The organism is Streptomyces sp. NPDC107654, assembly GCF_055639035.1.
The window spans coordinates 213016-237997 of record NZ_JBVKBI010000003.1; the positions used below are offsets into that span (position 1 = coordinate 213016).

Annotated in this window: 15 protein-coding genes and 1 pseudogene; 9 read left to right on the forward strand and 7 right to left on the reverse strand. The window is 73.1% G+C overall.

Features of this window, described 5'->3' with window-relative positions; genetic code table 11:
- Positions 1-54 precede the first annotated feature (54 nt).
- Complete coding sequence (locus tag ACZ7N4_RS07045; protein ID WP_471354651.1) at positions 55-1518, reverse strand: aminotransferase class I/II-fold pyridoxal phosphate-dependent enzyme; 1464 nt, start codon at positions 1516-1518, stop codon at positions 55-57.
- A gap of 139 nt (positions 1519-1657) precedes the next feature.
- Here ACZ7N4_RS07045 and ACZ7N4_RS07050 point away from each other — a divergent pair, with 139 nt between their 5' ends.
- On the forward strand, positions 1658-2824 hold the full coding sequence (locus tag ACZ7N4_RS07050; protein ID WP_471354652.1) for an amidohydrolase: 1167 nt from the start codon (positions 1658-1660) through the stop codon (positions 2822-2824).
- A 22-nt stretch (positions 2825-2846) separates the two neighbouring features.
- On the opposite strand, the gene ACZ7N4_RS07055 is transcribed toward ACZ7N4_RS07050, so the two are convergent.
- Complete coding sequence (locus ACZ7N4_RS07055; protein ID WP_471354654.1) at positions 2847-3194, reverse strand: ANTAR domain-containing protein; 348 nt, start codon at positions 3192-3194, stop codon at positions 2847-2849.
- A 132-nt stretch (positions 3195-3326) separates the two neighbouring features.
- On the opposite strand from ACZ7N4_RS07055, the gene ACZ7N4_RS07060 reads away from it, so the two are divergent.
- A complete protein-coding gene (locus ACZ7N4_RS07060) occupies positions 3327-4277 on the forward strand; it encodes a helix-turn-helix transcriptional regulator (RefSeq protein ID WP_471354656.1) in 951 nt (316 codons plus the stop codon).
- Positions 4278-4285: 8 nt separating this feature from the next.
- Here ACZ7N4_RS07060 and ACZ7N4_RS07065 read toward each other — a convergent pair whose 3' ends face one another.
- The 3 genes from ACZ7N4_RS07065 to ACZ7N4_RS07075 form a co-directional block, all read right to left on the reverse strand.
- Positions 4286-6826: a discoidin domain-containing protein gene (locus ACZ7N4_RS07065; RefSeq protein WP_471354659.1), complete on the reverse strand. Its 2541-nt coding sequence runs from the start codon at positions 6824-6826 to the stop codon at positions 4286-4288.
- 47 nt (positions 6827-6873) lie between these two features.
- Positions 6874-7809: an RICIN domain-containing protein gene (locus ACZ7N4_RS07070; RefSeq protein ID WP_471354661.1), complete on the reverse strand. Its 936-nt coding sequence runs from the start codon at positions 7807-7809 to the stop codon at positions 6874-6876.
- A 153-nt stretch (positions 7810-7962) separates the two neighbouring features.
- Positions 7963-9120, reverse strand: coding sequence for an FAD-dependent oxidoreductase (locus tag ACZ7N4_RS07075; RefSeq protein ID WP_471354662.1), 1158 nt, complete (start codon positions 9118-9120; stop codon positions 7963-7965).
- 582 nt (positions 9121-9702) lie between these two features.
- On the opposite strand from ACZ7N4_RS07075, the gene ACZ7N4_RS07080 reads away from it, so the two are divergent.
- The 7 genes and pseudogenes from ACZ7N4_RS07080 to ACZ7N4_RS07110 all read left to right on the forward strand — a co-directional run bounded on the left by ACZ7N4_RS07080 (position 9703) and on the right by ACZ7N4_RS07110 (position 20652).
- Entirely contained in the window at positions 9703-10710 is a 1008-nt protein-coding gene (locus ACZ7N4_RS07080; protein WP_471354663.1) for a Ppx/GppA family phosphatase, read from the forward strand.
- Positions 10711-11095: 385 nt separating this feature from the next.
- Positions 11096-11423, forward strand: a pseudogene (locus ACZ7N4_RS07085) (SDR family oxidoreductase); the annotation flags it as partial.
- A 599-nt stretch (positions 11424-12022) separates the two neighbouring features.
- Entirely contained in the window at positions 12023-14203 is a 2181-nt protein-coding gene (locus tag ACZ7N4_RS07090) for a glycoside hydrolase family 31 protein (protein ID WP_471355125.1), read from the forward strand.
- A gap of 121 nt (positions 14204-14324) precedes the next feature.
- Complete coding sequence (locus ACZ7N4_RS07095) at positions 14325-15545, forward strand: chitinase (RefSeq protein WP_471354665.1); 1221 nt, start codon at positions 14325-14327, stop codon at positions 15543-15545.
- A gap of 163 nt (positions 15546-15708) precedes the next feature.
- A complete protein-coding gene (locus ACZ7N4_RS07100) occupies positions 15709-16170 on the forward strand; it encodes a hypothetical protein (RefSeq protein WP_471354666.1) in 462 nt (153 codons plus the stop codon).
- A gap of 175 nt (positions 16171-16345) precedes the next feature.
- Positions 16346-17335: an SMP-30/gluconolactonase/LRE family protein gene (locus ACZ7N4_RS07105; protein ID WP_471354668.1), complete on the forward strand. Its 990-nt coding sequence runs from the start codon at positions 16346-16348 to the stop codon at positions 17333-17335.
- Positions 17336-17457: 122 nt separating this feature from the next.
- On the forward strand, positions 17458-20652 hold the full coding sequence (locus tag ACZ7N4_RS07110; RefSeq protein ID WP_471354670.1) for a caspase, EACC1-associated type: 3195 nt from the start codon (positions 17458-17460) through the stop codon (positions 20650-20652).
- On the opposite strand, the gene ACZ7N4_RS07115 is transcribed toward ACZ7N4_RS07110, so the two are convergent.
- Both ACZ7N4_RS07115 and ACZ7N4_RS07120 read right to left on the reverse strand, forming a co-directional pair.
- Entirely contained in the window at positions 20632-24006 is a 3375-nt protein-coding gene (locus ACZ7N4_RS07115) for a pyruvate carboxylase (protein WP_471354672.1), read from the reverse strand. The two genes, ACZ7N4_RS07110 and ACZ7N4_RS07115, sit on opposite strands and share 21 nt — an antisense overlap.
- Positions 24007-24577: 571 nt before the next feature.
- Positions 24578-24982: a hypothetical protein gene (locus ACZ7N4_RS07120; RefSeq protein WP_471354674.1), complete on the reverse strand. Its 405-nt coding sequence runs from the start codon at positions 24980-24982 to the stop codon at positions 24578-24580.

The window sequence follows — 24982 nt, forward strand, 5'->3', positions numbered from 1 at the left end:
GCGCCGCCGGACGCGTGGACCGGGGCGGCCGGACGCGTGGACCGGGGCGGCCGGTCAGGGGCGTGCCGACACCCGTACGGTCTCCAGGGCCGGGTCCGCCGCACCCGAGACGAGGAAGCCGTGGGCGACACCGCTGCGCAGGTAGTCAAGGACCTCCGCGGTGATCACCTCGCCGGGTGCGACGACCGGAACGCCCGGCGGGTAGGGGCAGATCATCTCGGCGGCGACACGGCCCACGGCCCGCTCGGCGGGCACCTGTTCGGCCGGTCCGAAGAAGGCGTCGCGGGGCAGGACGGCCTGTTCGAGTTCGAGGACGTGGGGGTCGGGCAGGTGCACGGCGGGCTGCCGCTCGATGCTGTCCGCCCGCTCGACCAGCGTGCGCACGGATTCCAGCAGCAGTTTCTCGGTCTCCTCGTCGTCGGCGTGGGTGAGGGAGGCGCTGATCCGGCAGGTGTCGGAGCCGCCCGTGTCGATGTGGCAGTTGGCACGCAGCCACTCGGCCGCCTGCATGCCGCTGATGCCGAGTTCCCGTACGTCGATGACGATCTTCAGCGGGTCGAACTCGGCGGCCAGGCCCTCCTCGATGATCTCGCCGCCCATCACCCGCAGCCCCGGCAGCTCCCGCAGCCGGGCGCGGACGCGCTCGGCGCGGTGCAGGGCCGTGTCCAGCAGCCCGTGGCCGTGCTCCACCATCTGCCGTCGCCACCCGTCGAGGGTCGCGTAGACCAGGGAGGAGGCGCTGGTGGTGCCGAGCAGGTCCTCGCGCTGTTTCAGCACGTCGGGCGAGATCCGGTCGTGCTGGAGGTGGAACACCGAGCTCTGTTCGATCGCGCCGCCCATCTTGTGGACGCTGGTGACGACGAGGTCGGCGTCCGCGTCCATGCCCCAGGTCGGCAGCCCGGGGTGGAAGGGCAGGTGGGCGCCCCAGGCCTCGTCCACGATGAGCGGCACGTCGGAGGCGTGGCAGGCGTCGGCCACGCCCCGGATGTCGGCGCAGGTTCCCCAGTCGGTGGGGGTGATCAGCAGCATGCCTTTGGCGTCCGGGTGCTCGCGCAGCCGGGCGCGGACGTCGTCGGGCTCGGGCGGGTGGGCGATGTGCCGTTCGGTGTCGAACTCGGGGTGGACCCAGATCGGCTCCACCCCGTTGATGATGACCGCCGAGATGACCGACTTGTGCGCGTTGCGGGACAGCAGCAGCTTCTCCCCCGGTCCGGCGACCGAGCACATCGCGGTCTTCACGGACAGGGAACTGCCGCACGTGGAGAAGAAGGCGTGCTCCGCGCCGACCGCGTCGGCCATCAGTTCCTCCGCCTGCCGCAGCACTCCGTGCGACTGACGGCGGTCGTCCAGGCCGTTCAGGGAGAGCACGTCCGACCGGAAGACGTCCATGCCGACGATCTCGGCGACGCGTGGATCGGCCCCGCGGCCCTGCCTGTGTCCCGGCGGTCCGTATGCCACGTCTCCTCGGCGCCGGAAGTCCTGCAGTGCCTCCAGGACGGGTACGCGCGAGTGGTCCATGGCTTTCCTCCTGAGCTGGTCGGTGCCGCATCCCTCGTGTTGCACCGGCCGGGCGCCGCAAACACCCCGGCCGGTGTCAGGACGCCGTTCGGGTGGAACCCGGGCCGGCACGCACACCCGCCGGACCGGAGGAGGTCTCGTGTCGCTGTACCAGCGGATCCGGGAGGAGGTCGCACGGCGCGCCGACGCGCTGTGGGCCGTGGCCTCGGCCCTGCACGCGGAGCCGGAGACCGCGTTCGCCGAACACCGGGCGGCGGCGCTGCTGAGCGGCGAGTTGGAGGGCGCCGGCTTCGAGGTGCGGCGCGAGGTCGCGGGCCTGCCGACCGCGTTCACGGCCCGTTCCGGCGAGGGGCGGCCGGTGGTGGCGTTCCCGCTGGAGTACGACGCCCTGCCCGGGCTGGGACACGCCTGCGGGCACAACCTGATCGCGGCGGCCGGCCTCGGGGCGGCCCTGGTCGTGGACGCCGTACGGGACGGCGCCCCGGGCACGGTCCTGGCGGTGGGCACGCCGGCCGAGGAGGGCGGCGGCGGCAAGGCCCTGGAGGTGGAGGCCGGGGTCTTCGACGGGGTGGACGCCGCCCTGATGTTCCACCCCGGGGTGTACGACTGGGTGCGGGCGCCGCTGACCGCGCAGGAGCAGTACCGGGTGGCCTTCCGGGGGCGGGCCGCGCACCCCACGGGCAACCCGACGGAGGGCATCGACGCGCTCGCGGCGCTGATCGAGCTGTTCAACGTGGTGTCGGCGCTCGGCCGGCGGCTGCCGGAGGGGTCCCATGTGCAGGGGATCATCACCCAGGGCGGTACGGCCACGAACATCGTCCCGGAGTACGCCGAGGGCCGCTTCGGGCTGCGCGCGCTCACCACCGCCGCCCTGGACGAGCTGGCGCTGCAGCTGCGCACGGCCGCCGAGGGTGTCGCCCTGGCGACCGGGGCGGGGGTGACGGTGGAACAGGTGAGCGTGCGGTACGAGCACTTCCGGGACAGCACGGTGCTGTCGGAGCGGTTCGCCGGGCACCTGGACCACGCCGGCATCACCCTCGCCCCGCCCGTTCCGGGCGTCTACCTGGGCTCCTCCGACATCGGCAACGTCAGCGGCCGGGTGCCCGCCATCCACCCCTTCGTCGCGATCATGGGCGCCGAGGGCTCCGATCACACACCGGAGTTCGCCGAGGCCGCGGCCTCGGAGCGGGCCCGCGGTGTGCTCCTGGCGGTGGTGGAGGCGCTGGCCTGCACGGCCGTGGACGTCCTGCGGGAACCGGGCCTCCGCGACCGTGCGTGGGAGGACCTGCGCCGCGCCCCGGCCTGACCACGCCCGCCCGCGCCCGGGCTCACCCCGGCCGGCCGCACGGCTCGGCCTCGCGGGCGTCCGCGCCGGTCCGGGCACGCGCGTGCTCCACGGCGGCGGGCAACGCCCGGCGGATCACCTCCGGGAGGGTGCGCCGGGCCGGCCACTCGACCAGGCAGCGCGCCACCTCCCGCAGTTTGACGTTGGTGTGCTGCGACACGTGCTTCAGGGCCTCCCAGCCCTGCTCCCGCCGCAGACCGCCCACGGTGATGACCACGCCGATCGCCTGGTCGACCAGGGCGTGCGACACCAGCGCCTGGCGCAACTGCTCCACCTCGGCCTGGAGCGCCTTCACCTGTTCATGGTCCGTCTGCTCGTCGGGTCTGATCATGTCCTTCACCCTGAGTGGCCCGGCCCCGCCCCGCCAGCCGCCAGGCGAACGACAGGGCGAGCTGCGGTACAGAAAACGAAAAATGGCTGGTCGGGAGCCCATACGGGCGTTTTTCGGGGGCAGCTGAGGGCCATGGAGACGCTCACCTTCGACAGCCGCGACCTCGGTGTGACGGAGGACTTCCTCAGCCGTGCCTACGCCCGGATGCGCATCGGCAGCGGCAGCCCCGGCTCCCACCACGCCCGGATCCGCCGGGCCGGTATCGACGCGGTGAGTGTCGACGAACTCGCGCTGGACTTCGAGATGGACTACTCGGTGACCCCGCTGGGCCGGATCTGTCTGTGCGTCGTGCACGAGGGGACCGTGCGGGACCACGCCTTCCAGGGCGTCGAGGACTCCTTCGGCCCGGGTGACGTGGTGCTGTTCGCACCGCCGGACCTGCCGTACGCGGGCCGTATATGCAACGCCCGGTTCAACATCACGATGCTGGAGCCGGCGCTGCTCGCCCAGGTGGCGGGGGACGCGGACGGCTCGGGGCCGGTACGGCTGACCGGGCACCGGCCGCGCTCGGCGGCGTCGGCGCGGCAGCTGTACCGCACGATCGCCCATCTGCGGGACACGGTGCTCGCCGATCCGGAGATGGCGGACCAGCCGCTGGTCGCGGCCACGGCGGCCCAGCACCTGGCGGCGAGCGTGCTGGCCGCGTTCCCGAACACGGCGCTGGACGGGCCCGCCGCCGACGGCGCCGACGCGCACCCGGCGGTGGTGCGCCGCGCGCTCTCCTACATCGACGACCAGGCGGACCAGCCGGTGACGGTCGCGGACATCGCCGCCGCGGCCCATGTGACGGTCCGCGCGCTCCAGTACGCCTTCCGTCGCCATCTGGACACCACGCCGCTCGCCCAGTTGCGCCGGGTGCGGCTCGCGCACGCCCACCACGACCTGGTGGCGGCCGATCCGGGCACCGGGGTCACGGTCACGGAGATCGCGGCCCGGTGGGGTTTCCACCATCCGGGCCGCTTCGCCTCCCTGTACCGGGACACCTACCGGCGGGCCCCGCACGAGACCCTGGCCGGCGGCTGAGCGGTGTTCTAGGGGAAGGACGTCACCTTGGACGGGACCGTGTCGGTGCCGGAGGTGGGTGCGCCGGTGCTGTTGACGACGTGTGCGTACTGGCCCTTGCCGCCCAGGGAGATCACCAGCAGGTCGTGCATCTTGATCCCGGAAGTGACGGGCACCTGGAAGCCGTGCGCCTGGACGATCGACGGATCGGCGGTGTAGTTGCAGTAGCTGCCCAGGCCCCACGCCTCGTGGGTGGTGACGGTGTCGGCGACCTTGTAGGCCGCGTAGCCGGTGATGCCGTCGTGGGTGACGGCGGCGGCGTTCGGGGCGTCGTACGCCTTCTCGTTCTGGTAGAAGATCGTCCGGCCGCGTTCTCCGCTCCAGTAGACGTCGTACTTGTTGAAGTGCTCCACGAACAGGCCGGTGGCGAGGACGTCGTCGCCGTTGACGCGCAGGCCGTAGTCGGCGCGGTTGGTGTCCCAGCCGACTCCGCTGCCGTGGTCGGCGCGCCAGATCCAGGTGTGGTCGATGATGACGTCGTCGCTGTTCACCACCACGGAGTCGGTGGCGAGTCCGGGTCCGGCGCCGCCGATCCGGATGAACACGTCCTGCATGGTGGTGGGGTTGGCCGAGTGGTCGGCGGTGGCACCGGGGGTGCCGATGCGGAGCAGGGCGGCGGAGTTGACCGGGCCCGCGTCGATCAGGAAGCCGGCGAGCCGCACGCCGTCGACGTCGGCGACGTGCATCGCGTCGACGCCGTTGTCCGGGACCAGGGTGGCGAGGCCGAGACCGAGGACGACGGTGTTCGGCCGCGTGACGTCGAGGGTCTGGTCGAGGTGGTAGACGCCGGGGGTGAACAGGAGGTTGAGGCCCTGGGCCAGGGCCTGGTTGATGGTGGCGGCCGTGGCGCCCGGCTTGACGACGTAGAACTGGTCGAGCGGGAGGGACGTACCGGCGTTCGCGGGCCAGGAGACGCCCCGGGCGTTGGTGCGCTTGGCAGGGACGAACACCTTGTAGGCGGAGCCGTCCAGGTAGAGGAACGGCTTCTCACGGGAGACCGGGGTGGTGTCCAGGGTGGTGTACGGGCCGCTGTCGAAGTTGGTGGCGGGGGCGCCCTGGACGCCGGAGAAGGTCATGTTCCACACGCCGTTGGTCCAGCCGCCGACGGAGCTGTCCCGGGTGTACCACTGCTGCTGGGAGTACGGGCCGACCGTGCCGTCGATCTTGGAGTCCGCGATGTAGCCGCCGGAGGCCCAGCCGTAGCCGTTGGGGGCGAGGTTGAGGCCGCCCTGGACGTGGATGCGGCGGAAGGGCGCGGCCTGGGCGACGGCCCAGCGGTCGGTACCGCTGACCGGCTTGAGGGCGAGGTTCTCCGCCGAACGCCAGAAGTTCTGGGTGGCGTTGCCGTTGAACCAGCCCGCGTCGACGGTGACGTCCCCGTTGATCCGGGTGTCGTCGGGGTTCAGGCCGAGGCCGGAGATCGAGGTGTAGAAGCCGAGTTGGGCGTTGATGTTGTTGTAGGTGCCGGGCTTGAGCAGGAACTGGTAGCGGCCGGTGCCGAACTGGGCCGACTCCTGCTTGGCGAAGACGTCGTCGAACTTCTGCTGGAGGTTCGGGGTCGAGGGGTCGACGACGATGACGTTCGGGCCGAGGTCGCCGCCGCCCTGGACGGGCGGGACGCCGGTGGTGCCGGTGTGCACGGCGACCTCCCACAGGGAGTAGCCGTAACCGGTGCCGCGGGCGGTGCCGTGGATGCGGACGTACCGGCCGGAGCCGCTGACGTCGTAGGACGCCGTGCCGCCGGTCGCCCCGGTGACGCTCCTGAGGGTGTTCCAGGTCTGTCCGTCGGTGGACGCCTGGATCTGGAAGTCCTTGGCGTAGGCGGCCTCCCAGTTCAGGTCGACCTCGCACAGGTCCTGGACGGAGCCGAGGTCCACCTGGAGCCACTGGGGGTCGGCGGCCTGGCTGGACCAGCGGGTCGCGGTACTGCCGTCGAAGGCGGCGGAGGCGGGTGTGCCGGCGTTCTCGGTGGAGGAGGCCGTGGCGGGCCTGCCCTGGGCGGCGTTGGCGGTGCCGCAGCCGGCCTGGCCGCCGTCGGTGCCGCCGAACACCTGGAACTCCCAGAGCGAGTAGCCCCACTGGGTGGCCCGGTGCACGCCGAGCATCCGGACGTAGCGGCCCCGGCCCGACACGTCGAGCGTGTCGGTGCCGCCGTCGGAGCCGGTGACGGACTTCAGGTCGGTCCAGCTGCTGCCGTCACCGGATATCTGGACCTTGTAGTCCTTGCCGTAGGCGGCCTCCCAGTTCAGGACGATCCGGGTGACGGTGGCGGTGGTACCGAGGTCGACCCGGACCCACTGGTCGTCGCTCGCGGCCGAGGACCAGCGGGTGCCGGTGTCGCCGTCGACGGCCTTGGCGGCCGCGGTACCGCTGTTCTCCTCGGACGAGGCGGTGGTGGACTTCCCCTGGGACAGGGGGGTTTCGGCGGCGGTGGCCGAGGGGTGCGTGGTGGGCAGGGCGAGCAGCGCGGCCGTGGCGGCCAGCGCTGCACCCAGGGATCTCAGTCTCATTCGGCGGCTCCAGACGTGTGGGGAGACAACAGGGGCTCACCCATGGCTTAGTTCATGTTTTGATTTAAGGGGTGAACCAACTCGCCCACAAGACTTCGGACACCAGTTCCTTCGACTTCCGCCTCCGACACGCCGGTGGCTAGCCCCCCCAGCGGGCTGAGCGACAGGGTCTGTTCGGCGGCCGTGCGTCCGTCGCCGACGGTGCCGCCGGTGGTGTCGGTCCAGGTGCGCAAGGGGGTGGTCTCGGCGAGCCGGCCGCTGGTCCGGGAGAGGGCGAGGACGAGGCCGCTGTAGCGGTTGACCAGACGGTAGCCGCCGTCGGCGACGGAGCCCGGGATCACGAACCACTGCTGTCCGACGGCCGCTTCGCCGGCCCGGGCCGCGGTGACCGTGGGCCGGGCGCCCCAGGCACGGCCGGCCGTCCTGCCCGAGTCGACGCCCAGCAGCCGGCCGGTCGCGGAGTTGGCGACGGTGAAGGCGCCGTCGCCCGTGGCGGTGAAGGACCACGACTCGCGGGCGGAGCCGGAGGGCCGTGCCACCGAGGTGACGGCGGAACCGCCGGACGCCTGGGCGAGGACGCGGCCCGTGCCGCCCGTGATGCGGTACCTGCGGCCGGTCTCCACGGGCGGCGCGGCCGGCGCCGCGGAGTCGACGGTGAGGTCGACGTACTCGCCGGAGGTGTCGTGGGAGCAGCCGAAGGAGCAGTAGGCGCGGAAGGTCCTGCCGACGACGGTGGAGCCGGTGCGGTTCGCGCGGTCCAGGAACCAGCGGTACCAGGACGCGGTGGTGTAGCCGCCGGTGTCGCCGACGAGCCGCCACTTCTGGGTGGCCAGGTCGTCGGTGGCGTACAGGTACTGCGGTGCGTGGCCGCTCTGGTCGACGGCCTGCGGTGTGCCGATGTACAGGCCCAGGTGGGCGTCGTAGGCGATGTTCAGGACGAACAGGGGCGAGGTGGGGGGCATGGTGCCGCCTGCTCTGCTCAACGGTCGCACGGGTGCTCCTTGTTGCCGAGGGGCCGGTTGCACGGAACGATCCGGCTCCGGCCTCGCCCCGGCCATGGACTCCCGCGCCCCGCCTCTTGCACTTTCGTGCGCGCGGGACGGTCGGTGCGACCGCGTTCGCGCACGGGGCGGCGGTCAGTACGGCTCGGGCGACAGCGGGGCGTCCCAGGCCAGTTGACGCAGCAGCGACTCGTCCGGTCCGGCGGGACGGGCCGCGCCGGGGGCCGGGCGGGAGGGGGCGCGGGTGCCGCGGGAGAGGCCGCCGCTGACGGTGATGTTGTGCTCGGCCCGCGGCCGCCGGTGGCGCTCGTACGCGGTGAACGCGCGCTCGGGATCCGGCAGGTCGCGCAGCGCCTTGGCCAGGACGACGGCGTCCTCCAGGGCCATGGAGGCACCCTGGCCGGTGGCCGGGGAGGCCGCGTGGGCCGCGTCGCCGACGAGCAGGACCCGTGCGGTGCGCCACGGGGCGCCGAGCGGCATCTCCGTCGCGTTGACGGCCATGATCTCCCCGTCGGCGGACGCGACCAGGCCGGCGGCGGGTGTCTTGTCCCCGCGCAGCAACGGCAGCAGCTCGGCGCGCAGTTCGGCGGGGGGCACGGCGGTCGCCGCGGCGGGCAGCGGACCGCCGCCGGCGCGGGCGAACCAGTACGTCCGCCCCTCCGGGGACACCGCGTACCCGAACGCGGTCGTGCTGCCCCGCACCATGGTGATGGCGCCCTGTGGGGCGGACCCGTCCGCGGTGCCGGTGTAGCCGTAGTAGACCCGCTGGCCGGAGTACTCGGGCCGGGCCTCCGGCAGCAGCAGCCGGCGGACGGCCGACTTCAGTCCGTCGGCGCCCACGAGCAGTTCCCCGGTGGCCGTGGTGCCGTCGGCGAAGCGGGCGGTGACCCCGTCCGGTCCCTCGGTCACGGCGATCAGCCGGGCCCCGTGGCGCAGCCGGACGCCGCGCCGGACCGCCTCGCCCTGGAGCGCCGCGTTGAGCTCGCCGCGGCGCAGACAGCGGTAGCGCAGCGCGGGGTCGTCGGCCTCGCCGAGCGGTACGTGCGTGACCTCGCCGCCCCCGCTGTCGAGCAGGCGGAGGGAAGTCAGCGGAAAACCGACGGCCGTGACGGCGGCCGTGGCGTCCAGTTCGGCCAGTGCGCGCATGCCGTTGCTCGCCAGAGTGAGGAAGGCACCGATGTCCTCGGCCGTGTCCGGGTGTTCCTCGAACACGGTGACGTCGACACCGGCCTTGTGCAGGCCCAGGGCGGTCGCGGTGCCCGCGATGCCACCGCCGATCACCAGTACCCTCATCGCATACGCTCCGGTCACCCGCCGCTTCGCCCGCCGACAGTGGTCGTGGCCATCCAAGAGCAGTGTCCGCGCCCCGGGGGCTCGCGGGGGCGGGATTCGGACACGACCGGCACAGCGCCGGCCCGTCGAGACTGTTCGGCCGTCCGGCGAGGACGCGGACGAGAGGAAGGGGCCGTCGGATGGAGGAGCCGGCTTTCAGTGTGCTGCTCACCGGTGCGGGAGATCGCCGGCGGGACGTCGTGCAAACCCTGCGTGCCGTCACCGGCCTGAGCGCCTGGCGGAGCGCACGGCTGATGGCCGCCGTTCCGGTACCGGTGGTCGAGGGCACCTGGTTCGAGGCGGCCGTCCGGGCCGCGACGCGGCTGCGCGCGGCGGGAGCCGGGGCGGACGTGGTGTGCGGGTGGTGCGCACGGACACTGCCGCCCGGCGGACGCCCACTGGCTCCCGGCCCGTGTGCCTCGCGCCGCTGGTCCGCGTCGGACTGCCGCGCGAGCGCGAACCGAGGCGCGTGGCAGGAGCGGTGTGCATCGGCACGCCCCCCGTGTCACGGGTCGTCGCCGGGGAAGTGGGTACTCCCCGACCATGCGGGTGAGCGTGGTGGATGCGGGGTCGAACACGGTCCGATTGGTGATCGCCGATGTGGAAGGCGGTGTTCCGCTGCCGGTGCACACCGTCAAGTGGAAGCTGCGCCTGTCCGAACAGGTCGGTCCGGACGGCACGATCGCCGACGGGGCGGTGGAGGAGCTGGTGAAGGCGGTGGCCGCGGCGGGCGCCGCGGCCCGGCGCTGGCACGCGGCGGGTCCGCTGGCCTTCGCGACCGCGGTGGTCCGCAACGCCCCGAACCGTCACGAGGTGCTCCAGCGGGTGGCGTCGGGCACCGGGATCCGCATGTGCACCCTGCCCGGGGAGACCGAGGCGGAGCTGACCTTCCTGGCGGCCCGCCGCTGGCTCGGCTGGAAGGCGGGCCCCCTCGCCCTGCTCGACATCGGCGGCGGCTCGCTGGAGGTGGCCTTCGGCCGGGGCCGGCTGCCCGACTTCGCCGCGTCCCTGCCGCTCGGAGCGAACCGGCTGACCCAGGAGTGCCTGGGCGTCCAGGACCCGCCGGGGGCGGCCGAGCTGAAGGTGCTGCGCCGCCGTATCCGCCACGAACTGCGGGACGTGGCCGCCCGGATCCGCTGGGAGCGTCCGCGCACCGCCGCCGTCACCTCCCGTACGTTCCAGCAGCTGGCCCGGCTGTGCGGGGCCGCGCCGGGGCGGTTCGGCCCCTTCGTGGAGCGGGAGCTGGTCTGCCGGGACCTGCGCGAGGCGGTGCGCTCCCTCGCCGCGCTGCCCGCCGCCGAACGCGCCCTGCTGCCCGGCATCTCGGCCCCGCGCGCCGCCCAGAGCCTGGCCGGAGCGGTGGTCGGGCACACCGCGCTGAAGCTGATGGGCCTGCCCCGGGCCGTCGTCTGCCCCTGGGCGATCCGCGAGGGGGTGTTGCTGCGCTACGTCGAGGACGGCTCCGACTGGTGGACGGACGCCACCGGTCAGACCGCCGCCCCCGCGCCCGCGCCGGCGGCGGCCCTGCGCCTCGCCGGCCCGCCCGCCTGACCGCGCCCCGCCCGCGGACGGACCAACCCGAGCGGCAGTGCCGGCCACCGGTGACCCCGCGTCGGAACCGCCGGCTCAAGGCGGTACGGCCGGCCGTTCCGGGGGCGGGGGCCGTGCTCCACGGTGGCGGGATCGTGCCGTCGGGCTCCCGGCCGTACCGTCGCAGCAGCTCCGCCTCCTCCGGTCGGCCTGCCGGCTCCGGCGGGGCCGCGTACCTGAGCCGGGCTTACGGATCACCGGCCCGCGAGGCGCGGCGGAGCCCGTCGAGCGCCTCCCGCGTGCGCCCCGCGCCGACGGCCAGGCCACGGTGGTCCGGGCCCCTCGTACTCCGCCGCGGCGTGACGGTCGGCGCACGCCATGAGCCGGCCGCGTACCGCGTCCGGGAGCGAACAAGGGCCTGGTGGCGGCGCTGACGCTGGTGCCGGCACCGTGAGCTGCGCGGCCGGGACGTCAGCGTGAACGCCGTGGCGCCCGGGCCCTCGGCCGCCGGCATGTTCCCGGACGGCAAGGAGGAGGAGACCGTCGCCCGTCCGGCCGCCCAGCCGCCGCCGGAGCGCCTCGGCATACCCGCCGACATCGCCGGGGCGGTGTGCTTCCTCGCCTCCCCGGCCGGCGGCTGTCTCACCGGCCGGCTCAACGGCCGGGTGGTCCGCGCCGACGGCGGCATCCTCCGAGCGCCACTCCTCCCACCGCCCGACCGCCCGCGGTATTGACATGAACCTGCTTCAGCCCTGAGGCTGCGTGCGTGAAGCTGCTCGATTGACGCTCGTTTCAAGCGCTTCCGAGCAACATCGCCGTAAGAACAGTCAGTCCGCAAAGGTGCGAGGGGAGTTGTTCCGCCGTGCGAAGACTCCGACACCGTGTGCCGTGGCCGGCCTGGGTACCGCTGGCGCTGGCGAGCGTCCTGGCCGGGACCGCGCTCGCCGCCCCGGTCCCGGCCCAGGCCGCCGCACCGGCGGCCGGCGCCGTCCTGGATCCGGCCCACAGCAGCGTCAGCTGGCACAGCCCGGTCTACGCCAAGGGCACCGGCGGCGGCCCCGAGAAGTGCCCCGACGCCGCCACCGACCCCGACGGCACGGTCTGCGCCCGCTTCGACCTGACCGTCTCGGTGCCGGACGGCTACTGGGACGACAACCCGGAGGGGGGCATCCCGCTGTCGATCGGATGGGAGCGCCCCTCGGACGATTTCGACCTGTACGTCTACGACGACCACGGCAGGCAGGTGGCGTCCAGCGCGGGCACCGCCGACCCCGAGGCCACGGTGATCCCGCGGGCTTCCGGCACCTACCACGTGCTCGTGGTGCCGTACGACGTGCACGACAACTCCTTCACGGGCACCGCCTACCTGCCCGCGACCACGGACGCCGGGGACCTCACGTCCTTCTCGGGCGGCGACGGCAGCTACACCGTCGGCGCCGGACGGCTCACCGCCCGCGCCGACTTCCTGGAGGGGGGCCGACTGCGGCTCCAGGCCGACCCGTCCGGCTCGCCGAGCGACCCGGCCGGCTCGGCCATCGTGCGCCGGCAGCCCGCGCTCCAGCGACACACCTCGTCGTTCGACGCGGGCGACTACTACGGCATCCGGTCCCCCCAGGCCGTGCTGCGCGTCTACAAGAAGCCGCTGCGGTTCGGGCTGTACAAGCCGGACAACCGCACCCGGATCTGGCAGGAGGACAAGCCGCTGCGCTGGTCCACCGGCGGGATGCGGCAGAGCCTCGCGCGGGGCGCGGACGAGCAGTTCTTCGGCGGCGGCGAGCAGAACGGCGGTTTCTCGCACCGGGGCCGGACGATGTACGTCGCGAACAGCTTCGACTGGAACGAGGGCGGCTACAACAACTCGCAGCCGTTCTACCTCTCCAGCGCGGGCTACGGCGCCTTTCGCAACACGTTCGCGCCCGGCGTGTACACCTTCGGCTCCTCGGTGACGACCGGGCAGCAGGAACGGCGCCTGGACGCCTACTACTTCCTCGGTGACGCCAAGCAAGTGATCGGACAATACACGGCGTTGGTGGGCAGGCCCTTCATGCCACCGGTGTACGGCCTCGAACCGGGCGACTCCGACTGCTATCTGCACAACGCCAACCGGGGCGAGCGGCACACCCTGGACGCGCTGAAGATCGCCGAGGGCTACACCGAGCACCGGATGCCGCTCGGCTGGATGCTGGTCAACGACGGGTACGGCTGCGGGTACGAGAACCTGGAGCAGACCGCCAAGGGGCTCCAGGACCACCACGCCCAGCTCGGCCTGTGGACCCAGGACGGCATCGACAAGCTCGCCGACCAGGTCAGGGCGGGCCAGCGGGTGGCCAAGCTGGACGTGGCCTGGGTCGGCAACGGGTACAAGTTCGCGCTGGACGCGTGCGACGCGGCGAAGAAGGGGATCGAGGACAACAGCGACGCGCGCGGCTTCGTGTGGCTGCCGGTGTCCTGGGCGGGTGCCCAGCGCTGCGGGGTGCTGTGGAGCGGCGACCAGAAGCTGTCCTGGGACTACATCCGCTGGCAGATCCCGACGTACGCCGGGGCGACGATGTCCGGTATCGCCTACAACACCGGTGACGTGGGCAGCATCTACCGCCACGACGCCGAGATGTACGCCCGCGACCTTCAGTGGAAGGCGTTCCTGCCGGCCGTCATGACGATGGACGGCTGGGCCAGCGACCTCACCACCGGCAAGCCCGCCGACCAGCAGCCGTGGCGGGACGGGGAGCCGTACACGTCCGTCAACCGCAAGTACCTGCAGCTGAAGGAACGGTTGCTGCCGTACATGTACACCCTGTCCGCGCAGGCGGCGAGGACGGGCGTGGGTGCGGTGCGTCCGCTGTGGCTGGAGTACCCGGACGACCCGGAGACCCTGGGCTCGCAGGCGAAGTACGAGTTCCTGTCCGGCCCGGACTTCCTGGTCGCGCCGGTGTACGAGGACTCCGACACCCGCGACGGCATCTATCTGCCGAAGGGCACCTGGACCGACTACTGGACCGGGCGCACCTACGAGGGCCCGACCACACTGAACGGCTACCACGCCCCGCTGGACACCCTGCCGCTGTTCGTGCGCGAGGGCGCGGTCGTGCCCATGTGGCCCAAGGGCACGACGAGTTGGCAGACCCGCGACCGGCACGAGCTGGACTGGGACCTGTACCCGGCGGTGCACGGCACCAGTCGCTACACGCTGTACGAGGACGACGGTGTGACCCGTGACTTCGCCAAGGGCGCGGCGGCGACCCAGCGGGTGTCGGTGCGCGGCGGCGCCGCGGGGACGACGGTGACGGTCGGCACGAGCCGCGGCGAGTACGCGGGCAAGGTGGACGCCCGGGCGTACCGGTTCACCGTGCACGGCGGCACGGCGCCCGCGCGGGTCCTCCTCGACGGGCACCCGCTGCCGGCCGGCGCCTGGTCCTACGACGCCGGCACCCGGGTCACCACCGTCGGCACCCCGAGGATGCCGCTCGACCGCGGGTTCACACTGCGTCTGGTCGAGCAGGGTAAGCACAGGTAAAGAGATCGTATGGTCTAGTCCAAAGCGGACGTTGGTCTAGTCCAAAGCGTTGACGTGACCGCAACAGCTCCCGGAGGGTGGGGCTCCCCGCTCTGGGGATCCCCACCCTCTGGAGGCACGCATGAGACGTCTTCGGGCATGTCTGGGCGCGGCGGCGGCCGTCACCCTCGCCGCAGCCGGCACCACCGCACTGGTCGCGAGCAGCGCCTCGGGCGCGACCACCGCGCTGGACAACCGCTGGTACGCCGCCGCCCCTTATCTGATGCCACTGGACAACGAGCCGCCGGACCCGGCCGCCATCATGGACGCCACCGGGCTGAAGGCGTTCCAGCTGGCGTTCGTCCTCGCCCCCGACGGCGGCGGCTGCACCCCGACCTGGGGCGGCACGGCACCGGTCGCCTCGGACACCGCCGTCCAGTCGGTGATCAACACCATCCGTGCCAAGGGCGGTGACGTCTCCGTCTCCATCGGCGGCTACGGCGGCACCAAGCTCGGCCAGGCCTGCGCGGACCCGGCGTCCACGGCGGCGGCCTACCAGCAGGTCGTCACCAAGTACGGGCTGCACGCCATCGACTTCGACCTGGAGGAGCCGGAGTACGAGAACAGCGCGGCGATCAGGAACGAGATCGGCGCCGCCAAGATCCTCCAGCGGAACAACCCGGGGCTGTACGTGTCCGTGACCACGGCCGGCACGGCGGACGGCACCGGCTGGTTCGGCAAGCAGCTGCTGCTGGAAGCCAAGGCACAGGGCTTCACCCCGAACAACTTCTCCATCATGCCCTTCGACGGCGGCTTCAACGGCGCGGCGAGCCAGACGGCCGCGCTCACCAACTTCAACACGATCCTGCAGTCCACCTTCGGCTGGGACCAGGCGACCGCCTACGCCCACGAGGGCTTCTCGGGCATGAACGGCCGCAGCGACACCGGCGAGTACTTCACCCAGGCCGACTTCCAGACCGTGCTCGACTACGCCACGAGCCACCACATGGACCGGTTCACGTTCTGGTCGCTCAACCGCGACCGGCAGTGCACTCCGGCCGACAACGGCGGCCGTACCTCCGGCACCTGTTCCAGCGTGGCCCAGAACGCGTGGGACTTCGCCAAGTACTCCGTGAAGTTCGCCGGGGTCACTCCGCCGACCACCCCGCCGACCACCCCGCCCACGCCCACGCCGACCCCGACACCCGCCTCCTGCAAGCCGGCCTGGAGCTCCACGGCGGTGTACACGGCCGGCAACGAGGTCTCGTACGGCAAGCACAACTGGAAAGCCAAGTGGTGGACCCAGAACGAGGCGCCCGGAGCCTCTCAGTGGGGCCCCTGGGAGGACGAGGGCGCCTGCTGAACCGGCGCTGCCTGCGAGGTGTCCGATTCGGCCCCTCCCTTTCGCGGGGATCCCCTCCCGCACCGCGGACACACGCTCCCACCTGCGCGACTGGTGCGAACGGCGGGACGGTCGTAGCGTCGGGTGCACGCGGTCGAACACGGCACGACGGGTGGGAGCGGCCATGCGCGGATCACTGGTGGGAACGGCAGTCACCCTCGCGGCAGGAGCCCTGCTGACAGCGGCCATGACCACGGCCACGGCCAGTCCGCCGGCCGCCGCCACGCCGCCTCCCCGGGCGGACGCCTCGCAGCCCGTCCTGGTGGACTGCCTGTGGCACCGCACCGTCCGCCCCGGCGACTTCATCCTGGCCTGCGGCGACGGCAACAGCCGGCTCACCGGGCTCCACTGGACGCAGTGGGGTCCGGACGGGGCGACCGCCGAGGGCGTGAACATGGTCAACGACTGCAAGCCGTACTGCGCGGCCGGCACCTTCCGCTCCTACCCGGTGACCGTCCGGCTCGACGACGCCAAGCCCTGGAAGAAGCACCCGGGGACCCAGCGCTACGACCGGATGAGCCTCACCTACCAGCAGGGCCGTCCGGAGGGCTTCAAGCAGGTCATGACGTATCCGCTCTGGGACTGACGGCCGGGGCCCGCGCCGGGGGCCGGAGCGTCACCCGGGCGCGCTCCGTGAGGTGCGCGCCGGTGGTCCGCGCGGGCGATCCCCCGGCCCGGCTCCCGCCCCCGGCGGCCCCTCCCCCGTCATGTTGGTGTGACCCGCACGCCGGCGCCCCGCGCGCCGACCGAAAAGAGGTCACATGCCCCGACTCTCCCGCCTGACGGGCGCCGCCACGGCCGTGCTCGCGCTCGGCCTCGTCGCCGCCACGCCCGCCCCGCCCGGACCCGGCAGTGAGCGGCTGGTCACGGACGCGCGCGTCCTCACCCACTTCGACCTGACCGCCGGACGCACGCCCGAGAACATCGCGCTCGCCCCCGACGGATCCGCCGACCTGACCTTCGCCCACGCCCGGCAGGTCGCCCACGTCACTCCGGAGGGCCTGACCCGGATCCGGGCGACCCTGCCCGCCGTGGCCCACCCGGCGACCCCGCTCGTGCACCGCGCGATCGTCACCGGCATCGCCCGCGCCCACGACGGCACGCTGTACGTCAACTACGCCACCGGCACCCGCAGGACAGGCATCTGGCGCCTCTCCCCCGGCGGCGGCGCGCCGGAGAAGATCGCCGCGCTGCCGGCCGACGGACTGCCCAACGGGCTGGCCCTCGACGAGCGCCAGGGTGTCCTCTACGCGGCCGACTCGGTGCGCGGCACCGTCTGGCGCGTCCCGCAGGCGGGCGGCACGGCCACGAAGTGGGCAGCGGGTCCGGCGCTCGCTCCGCTCCCGGCGCCGCCCGCCCACGGCTTCGGCGCCAACGGCATCAAGGTCCGCCGGGACGCCGTGTGGGTGTCCAACAGCGACCGGGGCACGCTGCTGCGCATCCCCGTCGGCCCGGACGGCACCGCCGGCCCCGTGGAGACCCGCGCCGACGCGCTCACCGACATCGACGACTTCGCCTTCCCCGGGTACGGCCGGAGCGTGCTGGCCGCGCTCAACTCCGGCAACCAGGTCGTCCTGATCCACCCGGACGGCACCGTCCACCCCGTGCTCACCGCCGAGGACGGCCTGTCCAACCCGACCTCCGTGGCCGTCCGCGGCCGGACCGTGTACGTACCGAGCGCCGCCTTCACCACCCGGCGGGACCCCAACCTCCTGCTCGCCCGCCTGCGCCACCTCATCGGCCGGGGGTAGACGCCGTACCGGGTCGCCGCCGGCCGGTCCGGCCGGCGGCGAGCGCGTGTCTGGTGGGCACTGACGGGCAGGGAATATGCTGGCCGCCCGCCGCCGACTCCGCACGTCCGCCGAAGGATCGCATGTACCGGGCCTTGATCGTGTGCAACTCACGGTACCCGGGGGACCCGGGCGCCCTGCACGAACTTCAGGGCCCGAAGGCCGACGGGCTCCTGCTGCGCGACGCGCTCACCGATCCGACGGCGGGTCTCTTCCAGCGCAGCGAGGTACGGCTGGTCACCGAGGCCGACGCCGGGGAGATCACCCGCGCGGTCGACGAGTTCTTCAGCACCGCCGAGTCCGACGACACCCTGCTCTTCTACTACAGCGGGCACGGCCGCAACCGCAACCGGAAGCTCTTCCTGTGCGCGAGCGACACCCGGACCGACAGACTGCGCTCGACCGCCCTCCCGGCGGCGACGTTGTCCGACGCCATCACCGACAGCTTCGCCCAGGTGAAGATCGTCATCCTGGACTGCTGCCACAGCGGCGGTTTCAAGGGCGACGACGGCCTGCTCGACGCGCTGTCCGGCGAGGGGCGCTATCTGATAGCCGCCACCTCGGAGGCGGACCGCGCGGCCGACGCGGAGGCGCGCGGCGAACCGAGTCCCTTCACCCGCGCGCTGGTCGACGGCCTGCTCACCAAGGCCGTCGACCGGAACGCCGATCAGGTGGTCGACCTGGACGACCTCTTCACCCACCTCGCGCAGGTCAGGTTCGACGGCCACGCGCCGCACCGCACCTTCGACGGGGCGGGGGCGGTCCCCATCGCCCGCCGCCCGGCACCGACGGCCGGGCAGCAGGCCGTCCCCCCGCCGCCTCCCGAGCCGGGTCCCACCGCCGACACCCCCCGCGGCAGGGCCCTCCCGGCGTCCGTGGACGACACCGCTCCGGGCGAGACGCTCAGCGAGAAGCGCATCGAGGCGTTCCGGCGCGACCTGAAGGACGACATGGCGGCGGCCCTGCCCGAGCAGCTGACGTCCGGCGAGTTCCTCCAGCGGGCCGGGCTCCTGAAGAACGGCGACCCCACCCTCGCCGGGGTCCTGTTGTTCGGGCAGAACCCGACGGCACTGCTGCCCTCGGCGATGGTGCGCTGCGTCCGGTTCCGCGGAACCCGCAAGACGGATCCCGTGGAGAGCCTGGAGCTGAACGGCACGGTTCCCGAACTCATCGTTCGCGCGCGGGACTTCGTGGCGAAGTCGGCCGCGCTCGGCGAGTCGCCCACCGCCACGAGCGCGTACAGCGAGCCCGCCTACCGCTATCCCATGATCGCGGTACGGGAGATCATCGCCAACGCCGTAGTCCACCGGGACTACACCGACCACGCGGCCTGCGTGCAGGTGCACGTCTTCGACGACCGGATCGAGGTGATCAGTCCCGGCACCTGGAGCGGCCCGTCGCCGAGGCCCGACGGGCAGGTACGGCTGAGCGCCCTGGAAGGCCAGTCACAGCCCCGCAACTTCCGTCTGGCCCGGCTGCTGACCTGGGTGAAGCTGGTCGAGTCCGTCGGTCTGGGAGTGCCCCGGTCGGTCGCGGACTGCCAGACCGTGGGCTCGCCGGAACCGGTGGTGGTGATCCGGCACGGGATGATCACGGTCACCCTCTTCCCGACCGCGCCCGCGGAGGTCCGGGACACGACTCCGCCGTCGCGGGCGGTGACCGACGCCGTCTCCTCACGGCACCTGGACCCGGCGCGCATCGCCGAGGTGGCGACACGGGGCTCCCGCGGCTCCGGCTACCGGGTGACGAACGACTGCGTGCTCACCGCGGCCCACGTGGTGCGGGACAGGACCGAGATCCAGCTACGGTTCACCTTCGGTCCCGAGGAGTGGACCGGTCCGGCGACCGTCGCCTGGGCGGACGACGGCGCGGACGTCGCCCTCCTGCGGTTCGAACCGCCCGGCCACGCCCCCGTGGTTCCTCCCGTGCGCTACGGCCGCGTCACGAGCCGGCCGGCGGTGGTCACCGTGGAAGCCGCGGGCTTCCCCACCTACAAGTGGCACAGTGAGCAAGCCGTCTTCGACCTGGCCCACGCGTTCGGCACCGCGTCCACACTCTCCAACCTGCGCAGCGGCACGCTCGAGATCACCGTGAACGGCGCTCCGAACAATCCGACCGGCAGGGGCCGCTCCCCCTGGGCGGGGATGGGGGGCGCACCGGTGTGGGCCGAAGGGCGCATCGTCGGTGTCATCAACGCGGTCGATCCCTCGGCGGGCCCCGGCCACCTCGAAGCCGTCCGGATCGAGCGCCTCCTGACCGGTCCGCCCGAGCGACAGGATCTCCTGGCCGCGCTGGCGGGGCTCGGACCGCTCGACAAGCTGCCCGAGATCCCGGCTCCGGAGCCCGAACGGGTGGCCCCCTACGCCGACCACGTCCGCGCCCTGGCTCCGGCGGTGCTGCGCGGCCGGGATCCGGAACTGACCGAGCTGGCGGCCTTCTGCCGCGGGGACGAGCCGTACGCCCTCTGGCAGGGTGCCCCCTGGTCGGGCAAGACGGCGCTGCTGTCCACCTTCGCGCTGCGTGCCCCCTCGGACGTCGACGTCGTGGCGTTCTTCGCCTCCCACCGCGTCGCGGAGCACGCCGACAGCATGGCTTTCACCGACGCGCTCGTCGAACAACTGGCCTGGCTGCTCGGCGAACCCGTGCTCACGGCCACGATGCTCGCCGGCGCCCGGGACCGGTTGCGCGGCCGCCTGCTGGGGCTCGCCGCGGCCCGGGCCCGCGCGGAGGGCCGGCGGCTGCTTCTCCTGGTCGACGGTCTCGACGAGGACCGGAGCCCGCTGACCGGCCTGCCCAGCATCGCCTCGCTGCTGCCCCGGCAGCCCGGAGAGGGCCTGCGCGTGCTCGTCGCCGGCCGTCGCACGCCGCTGCCCGACGACGTCCCCGCCGGGCACCCGCTGCGTCGCTGCCGGGTCCGCGTGCTCAAGCCCGCCTCCGTGGCCCGGAACGTCTCCCTGGAGGCCTTCAACGAGCTGTACACCGTACTGACCGCGCACCAGGACAACCAGGACGTCATCGGGCTGCTCGCGGCCCATCCGGCGGGGATCACCAGGACGGACCTGGCCCGGCTGACGGGCCAGGCCCCCTACCGGCTGGAGACGATGCTCAGGGGCGGTATAGGCCGCCTCCTCACGGTGGAGGACAGGGGCCCGGATGAGCCGCGGCTCCGCTTCGCGCACGAGGAGTTCCGCACGACGGCGGTGAAGCACCTGGGCCCGCGCCTCATGGCGATCTACAAGGAAGGCCTGGGGGACCGCTCACGCGAGTTCCGCCAGTAGGTCCCCGCCCTCCACCTGCTGGATCCGGGTGATGGCCAGCCGGGAGACACGGCCGGCCTTGGGGGCGGTGATCGTGGCCTCCATCTTCATCGCCTCGATCGTGGCGATCGTGGCACCCGCCGCCACCTCGTCGCCCTCGGCGACGGCCAGCGTCACCACACCGGCGAAGGGCGCCGCGACATGGCCGGGGTCGGAGCGGTCGGCCTTCTCCGTCACCGGGATGTCGGAGGCGGCCGCGCGGTCACGGACCTGGATGGGGCGGAGCTGGCCGTTGAGCGTGGACATCACGGTCCGCATGCCGCGTTCGTCGGCCTCGCCGATCGCCTGCAGCTCGATCAGCAGCCGGACGCCGGGCTCCAGGTCGACGGCGTACTCCTTGCCCGGGCGCAGGCCGTAGAAGAAGGCCTTGCTGTCCAGCACGCTCGTGTCGCCGAAGGACTGGCGGTGCGTCTCGAACTCGCGGGTCGGACCGGGGAACAGCAGCCGGTTCAGGGTGGCCCTGCGGTCCTTGGCCAGCCCCTCGCGGTCCTCGGCGGACAGCTCGGGCACGGGCCTCGGCTCGGCGCGGCCCTGGAGCGCCTTGGTGCGGAACGGCTCCGGCCAGCCGCCGGGCGGGGTGCCCAGCTCGCCGCGGAGGAAGCCGATCACCGAGTCCGGGATGTCGAACCTGTCGGGGGTCGCCTCGAAGGCGTCCGGGGAGACTCCGGCGCCCACGAGGTGCAGGGCCAGGTCGCCGACGACCTTGGAGGACGGGGTGACCTTGACCAGGCGGCCGAGGATGCGGTCGGCGGCGGCGTACATCGCCTCGATGTCCTCGAAGCGGTCGCCGAGGCCGAGGGCGACGGCCTGGGTGCGCAGGTTGGACAGCTGGCCGCCGGGGATCTCGTGGTGGTAGACGCGGCCGGTCGGGGAGGCGAGGCCCGCCTCGAACGGGGCGTAGATCCTGCGGACGCCCTCCCAGTACGGCTCCAGGTCGCCGACGGCCTGGAGGTCCAGGCCGGTGGGGCGGTCGGAGTGGTCGGTGGCGGCGACGAGCGCGGACAGCGACGGCTGGGAGGTCGTACCGGCCATGGAGGCCACCGCGCCGTCGACGGCGTCGACGCCGGCCTGGATCGCGGCGAGGTAGGTGGCGAGCTGGCCGCCGGCGGTGTCGTGCGTGTGCAGGTGCACGGGCAGGTCGAACTCCCGGCGCAGCGCGGAGACCAGCTTGGCGGCGGCCGGGGCGCGCAGCAGGCCGGCCATGTCCTTGACGGCGAGGACGTGGGCGCCGGCCTCGACGATCTGCTCGGCGAGGCGCAGGTAGTAGTCGAGCGTGTAGAGGCGCTCCGACGGATCGTTGAGGTCGGCGGTGTAGCAGAGGGCCACCTCGGCGATCGCGGTGCCGGTCTCGCGTACGGCGTCGATGGCGGGGCGCATCTGGCCGACGTCGTTGAGGGCGTCGAAGATGCGGAAGATGTCGATGCCGGTGGCGGCTGCCTCCTGCACGAAGGCGTCGGTGACCTCGGTCGGGTACGGCGTGTAGCCGACGGTGTTGCGTCCGCGCAGCAGCATCTGGAGGCAGATGTTGGGGACGGCCTCGCGCAGGGCGGCCAGCCGCTCCCAGGGGTCCTCGGCGAGGAAGCGCAGCGCGACGTCGTAGGTGGCGCCGCCCCAGCACTCCAGGGAGAGCAGCTGCGGGAGGGTGCGGGCGACGACGGGGGCGACGGCGAGGAGGTCCTTGGTGCGGACCCGGGTGGCGAGCAGGGACTGGTGGGCGTCTCGGAAGGTGGTGTCGGTGACGCCGACGGTCGGCGACTCGCGCAGCTGCCGGGCGAAGCCCTCGGGGCCGAGGTCCACGAGGAGCCGGCGGGATCCGGCGGGCGGCTCGCCGGCGGGCAGCGGCGGCAGCTTGGTCAGCGGGTCGAGCAGCTCGGGCCGCTTGCCGTGCGGCTTGTTGACGGTGACGTCGGCGAGGTAGGTGAGCAGCTTGGTGCCGCGGTCGGCGGAGGAGCGGGCGGTGAGCAGGTGCGGGCGCCGCTCGATGAAGGAGGTGGTGACCCGGCCCGCCTGGAAGTCCGGGTCGTCCAGGACCGCCTGCAGGAACGGGATGTTGGTGGCCACGCCGCGGATGCGGAACTCGGCGACCGCGCGCCGGGCCCGGCCGATGGCGGCCTGGAAGTCGCGGCCCCGGCAGGTGAGCTTGACCAGCATCGAGTCGAAGTGCGCGCTGATCTCCGTACCGGCGTGGGTGGTGCCGCCGTCGAGGCGGATGCCGGAGCCGCCCGGGGAGCGGTAGGCGCTGATCCGGCCGGTGTCGGGGCGGAAGCCGTTGGCGGGGTCCTCGGTGGTGATCCGGCACTGGAGGGCGGCGCCGCGCAGGGTGACCGTGTCCTGGGAGAGTCCGAGGCCGGCGAGGGTCTCGCCGGAGGCGATCCGCATCTGGGCCTGGACCAGGTCGACGTCGGTGACCTCCTCGGTCACGGTGTGTTCGACCTGGATGCGCGGGTTCATCTCGATGAACACGTGGTTGCCGTCGCGGTCGAGCAGGAACTCCACGGTGCCGGCGTTGCGATAGCCGATCTCGCGGGCGAAGCGGACGGCGTCGGCGCAGATCCGGTCGCGCAGCGCGGGGTCCAGGTTCGGCGCGGGGGCCAGCTCGATGACCTTCTGGTGGCGGCGCTGCACCGAGCAGTCCCGCTCGAAGAGGTGGATGACGTTGCCCTCGCCGTCGGCGAGGATCTGCACCTCGATGTGGCGGGGCTCCACGACGGCCTTCTCCAGGAAGACGGTGGGGTCGCCGAACGCGGAGGCGGCCTCGCGGGAGGCGGCCTCGATGGACTCGCGCAGCTGGGCCGGGTCCTCCACCCGGCGCATGCCGCGCCCGCCGCCGCCCGCGACCGCCTTGACGAAGACGGGGAAGCCGATCTCCTCGGCGGCGCGCACCAGTTCGTCCACGTCGGTGGAGGGCTGGGAGGAGCCCAGGACGGGTACGCCGGCCGCGCGGGCGGCGGCGACCGCACGGGCCTTGTTGCCGGTCAGCTCCAGGGTGGCGGCGCTGGGACCGACGAAGGTGATGCCCGCCTCCTCGCAGGCACGGGCCAGTTCCGGGTTCTCGGACAGGAAGCCGTAGCCCGGGTAGACGGCGTCGGCGCCGGCCCGGCGGGCGGCGCCCACGATCTCCTCGACGGAGAGGTAGGCACGCACCGGGTGCCCCGGCTCCCCGATCTCGTACGCCTCGTCGGCCTTCAGCCGGTGCAGCGAGTTGCGGTCCTCGTGCGGGAACACGGCGACGGTGCGCGCGCCGAGTTCGTAGCCCGCCCGGAACGCGCGGATCGCGATCTCTCCACGGTTGGCGACCAGCACCTTGCGGAACATTCTGGATTCCCTTCAGCTGCCTGCCGGCGACGAACACCCTGGTGTCCAGCCACGCCCTGCCGTACTCGCGGACACCTTAGGGGGTGCCCGCACGGGGCGAGGTGCGAAAACCATCACACCGACGGGGTGGGCGGCGCCACAGGGGCGCGCCGGGCCGGGCCGGTCGGAAGCGGCAGCGCAGCCCGTCGGAGAAGGCCGGCGGGGGCGCGGCGAGGGCCGCGCGGATCGATTCCTCCCGTACGGAACGGTTCCGGGCGTCGCCGCCGCCGAGGCGCAGGGGTGCGGTGAGATATGCCTCGGTGTCGCCGAGGGAGCGGGGCGGTCCGGTGTGTTTGAAGCCGCGGGTGTGGAAGAGGAAGGGGTGGGCGAGGACGACGTCCCCGGCGTTGCCGGTGATCTCCGTGATGTCCCCCAGGGGTTCGGCCAGGACGAGGTCGAACAGCTCGCGGTGGCCGAGCCCTTCGGGATGCCGGGCGAGGACGCGGGCGGTGCGGTGGTGGCTGCCCGCGGCGAGCAGGGTGCCCCCGCCGGTGGGCGCGACGTCGGAGAACGGTCCGATCAGGAGCAGCCCCTAATGGGGTGCGTCGAGGGTGTGCCGGAACCAGTTGCCGTCGACGTGCCGGCCCTCCACGGGCACGGCCCCGGCCGGCCGGTCGGCGCCGTGGGCGAAGTTCACCGGCCAGAACCCCCAGGCCCGGTCGCCGCGCCGGCGGCCCGGGCCGAGCAGTTCCTCCATCGCCCGGGTGGGCACGTCGGGGAAGCAGGCGCGAGCCTCGGGCAGGTCGAGCCGCTCCTCGATGTCGTAGGCGGCGGGCCAGGTTCGCGGGTCGGCACGGTCGATGCCGGCCTTCTCCTGCCTGCGCCGCCAGACCGCGTCCCGGACCGGGGCGGCGCGGCGCTCGTCGAACGCGCCGCGCAGCACGCGGTAGCCCCGCTCGGTGAAGTCGTCCAGGTCGGCGGCGGTGAGCACGGTCAT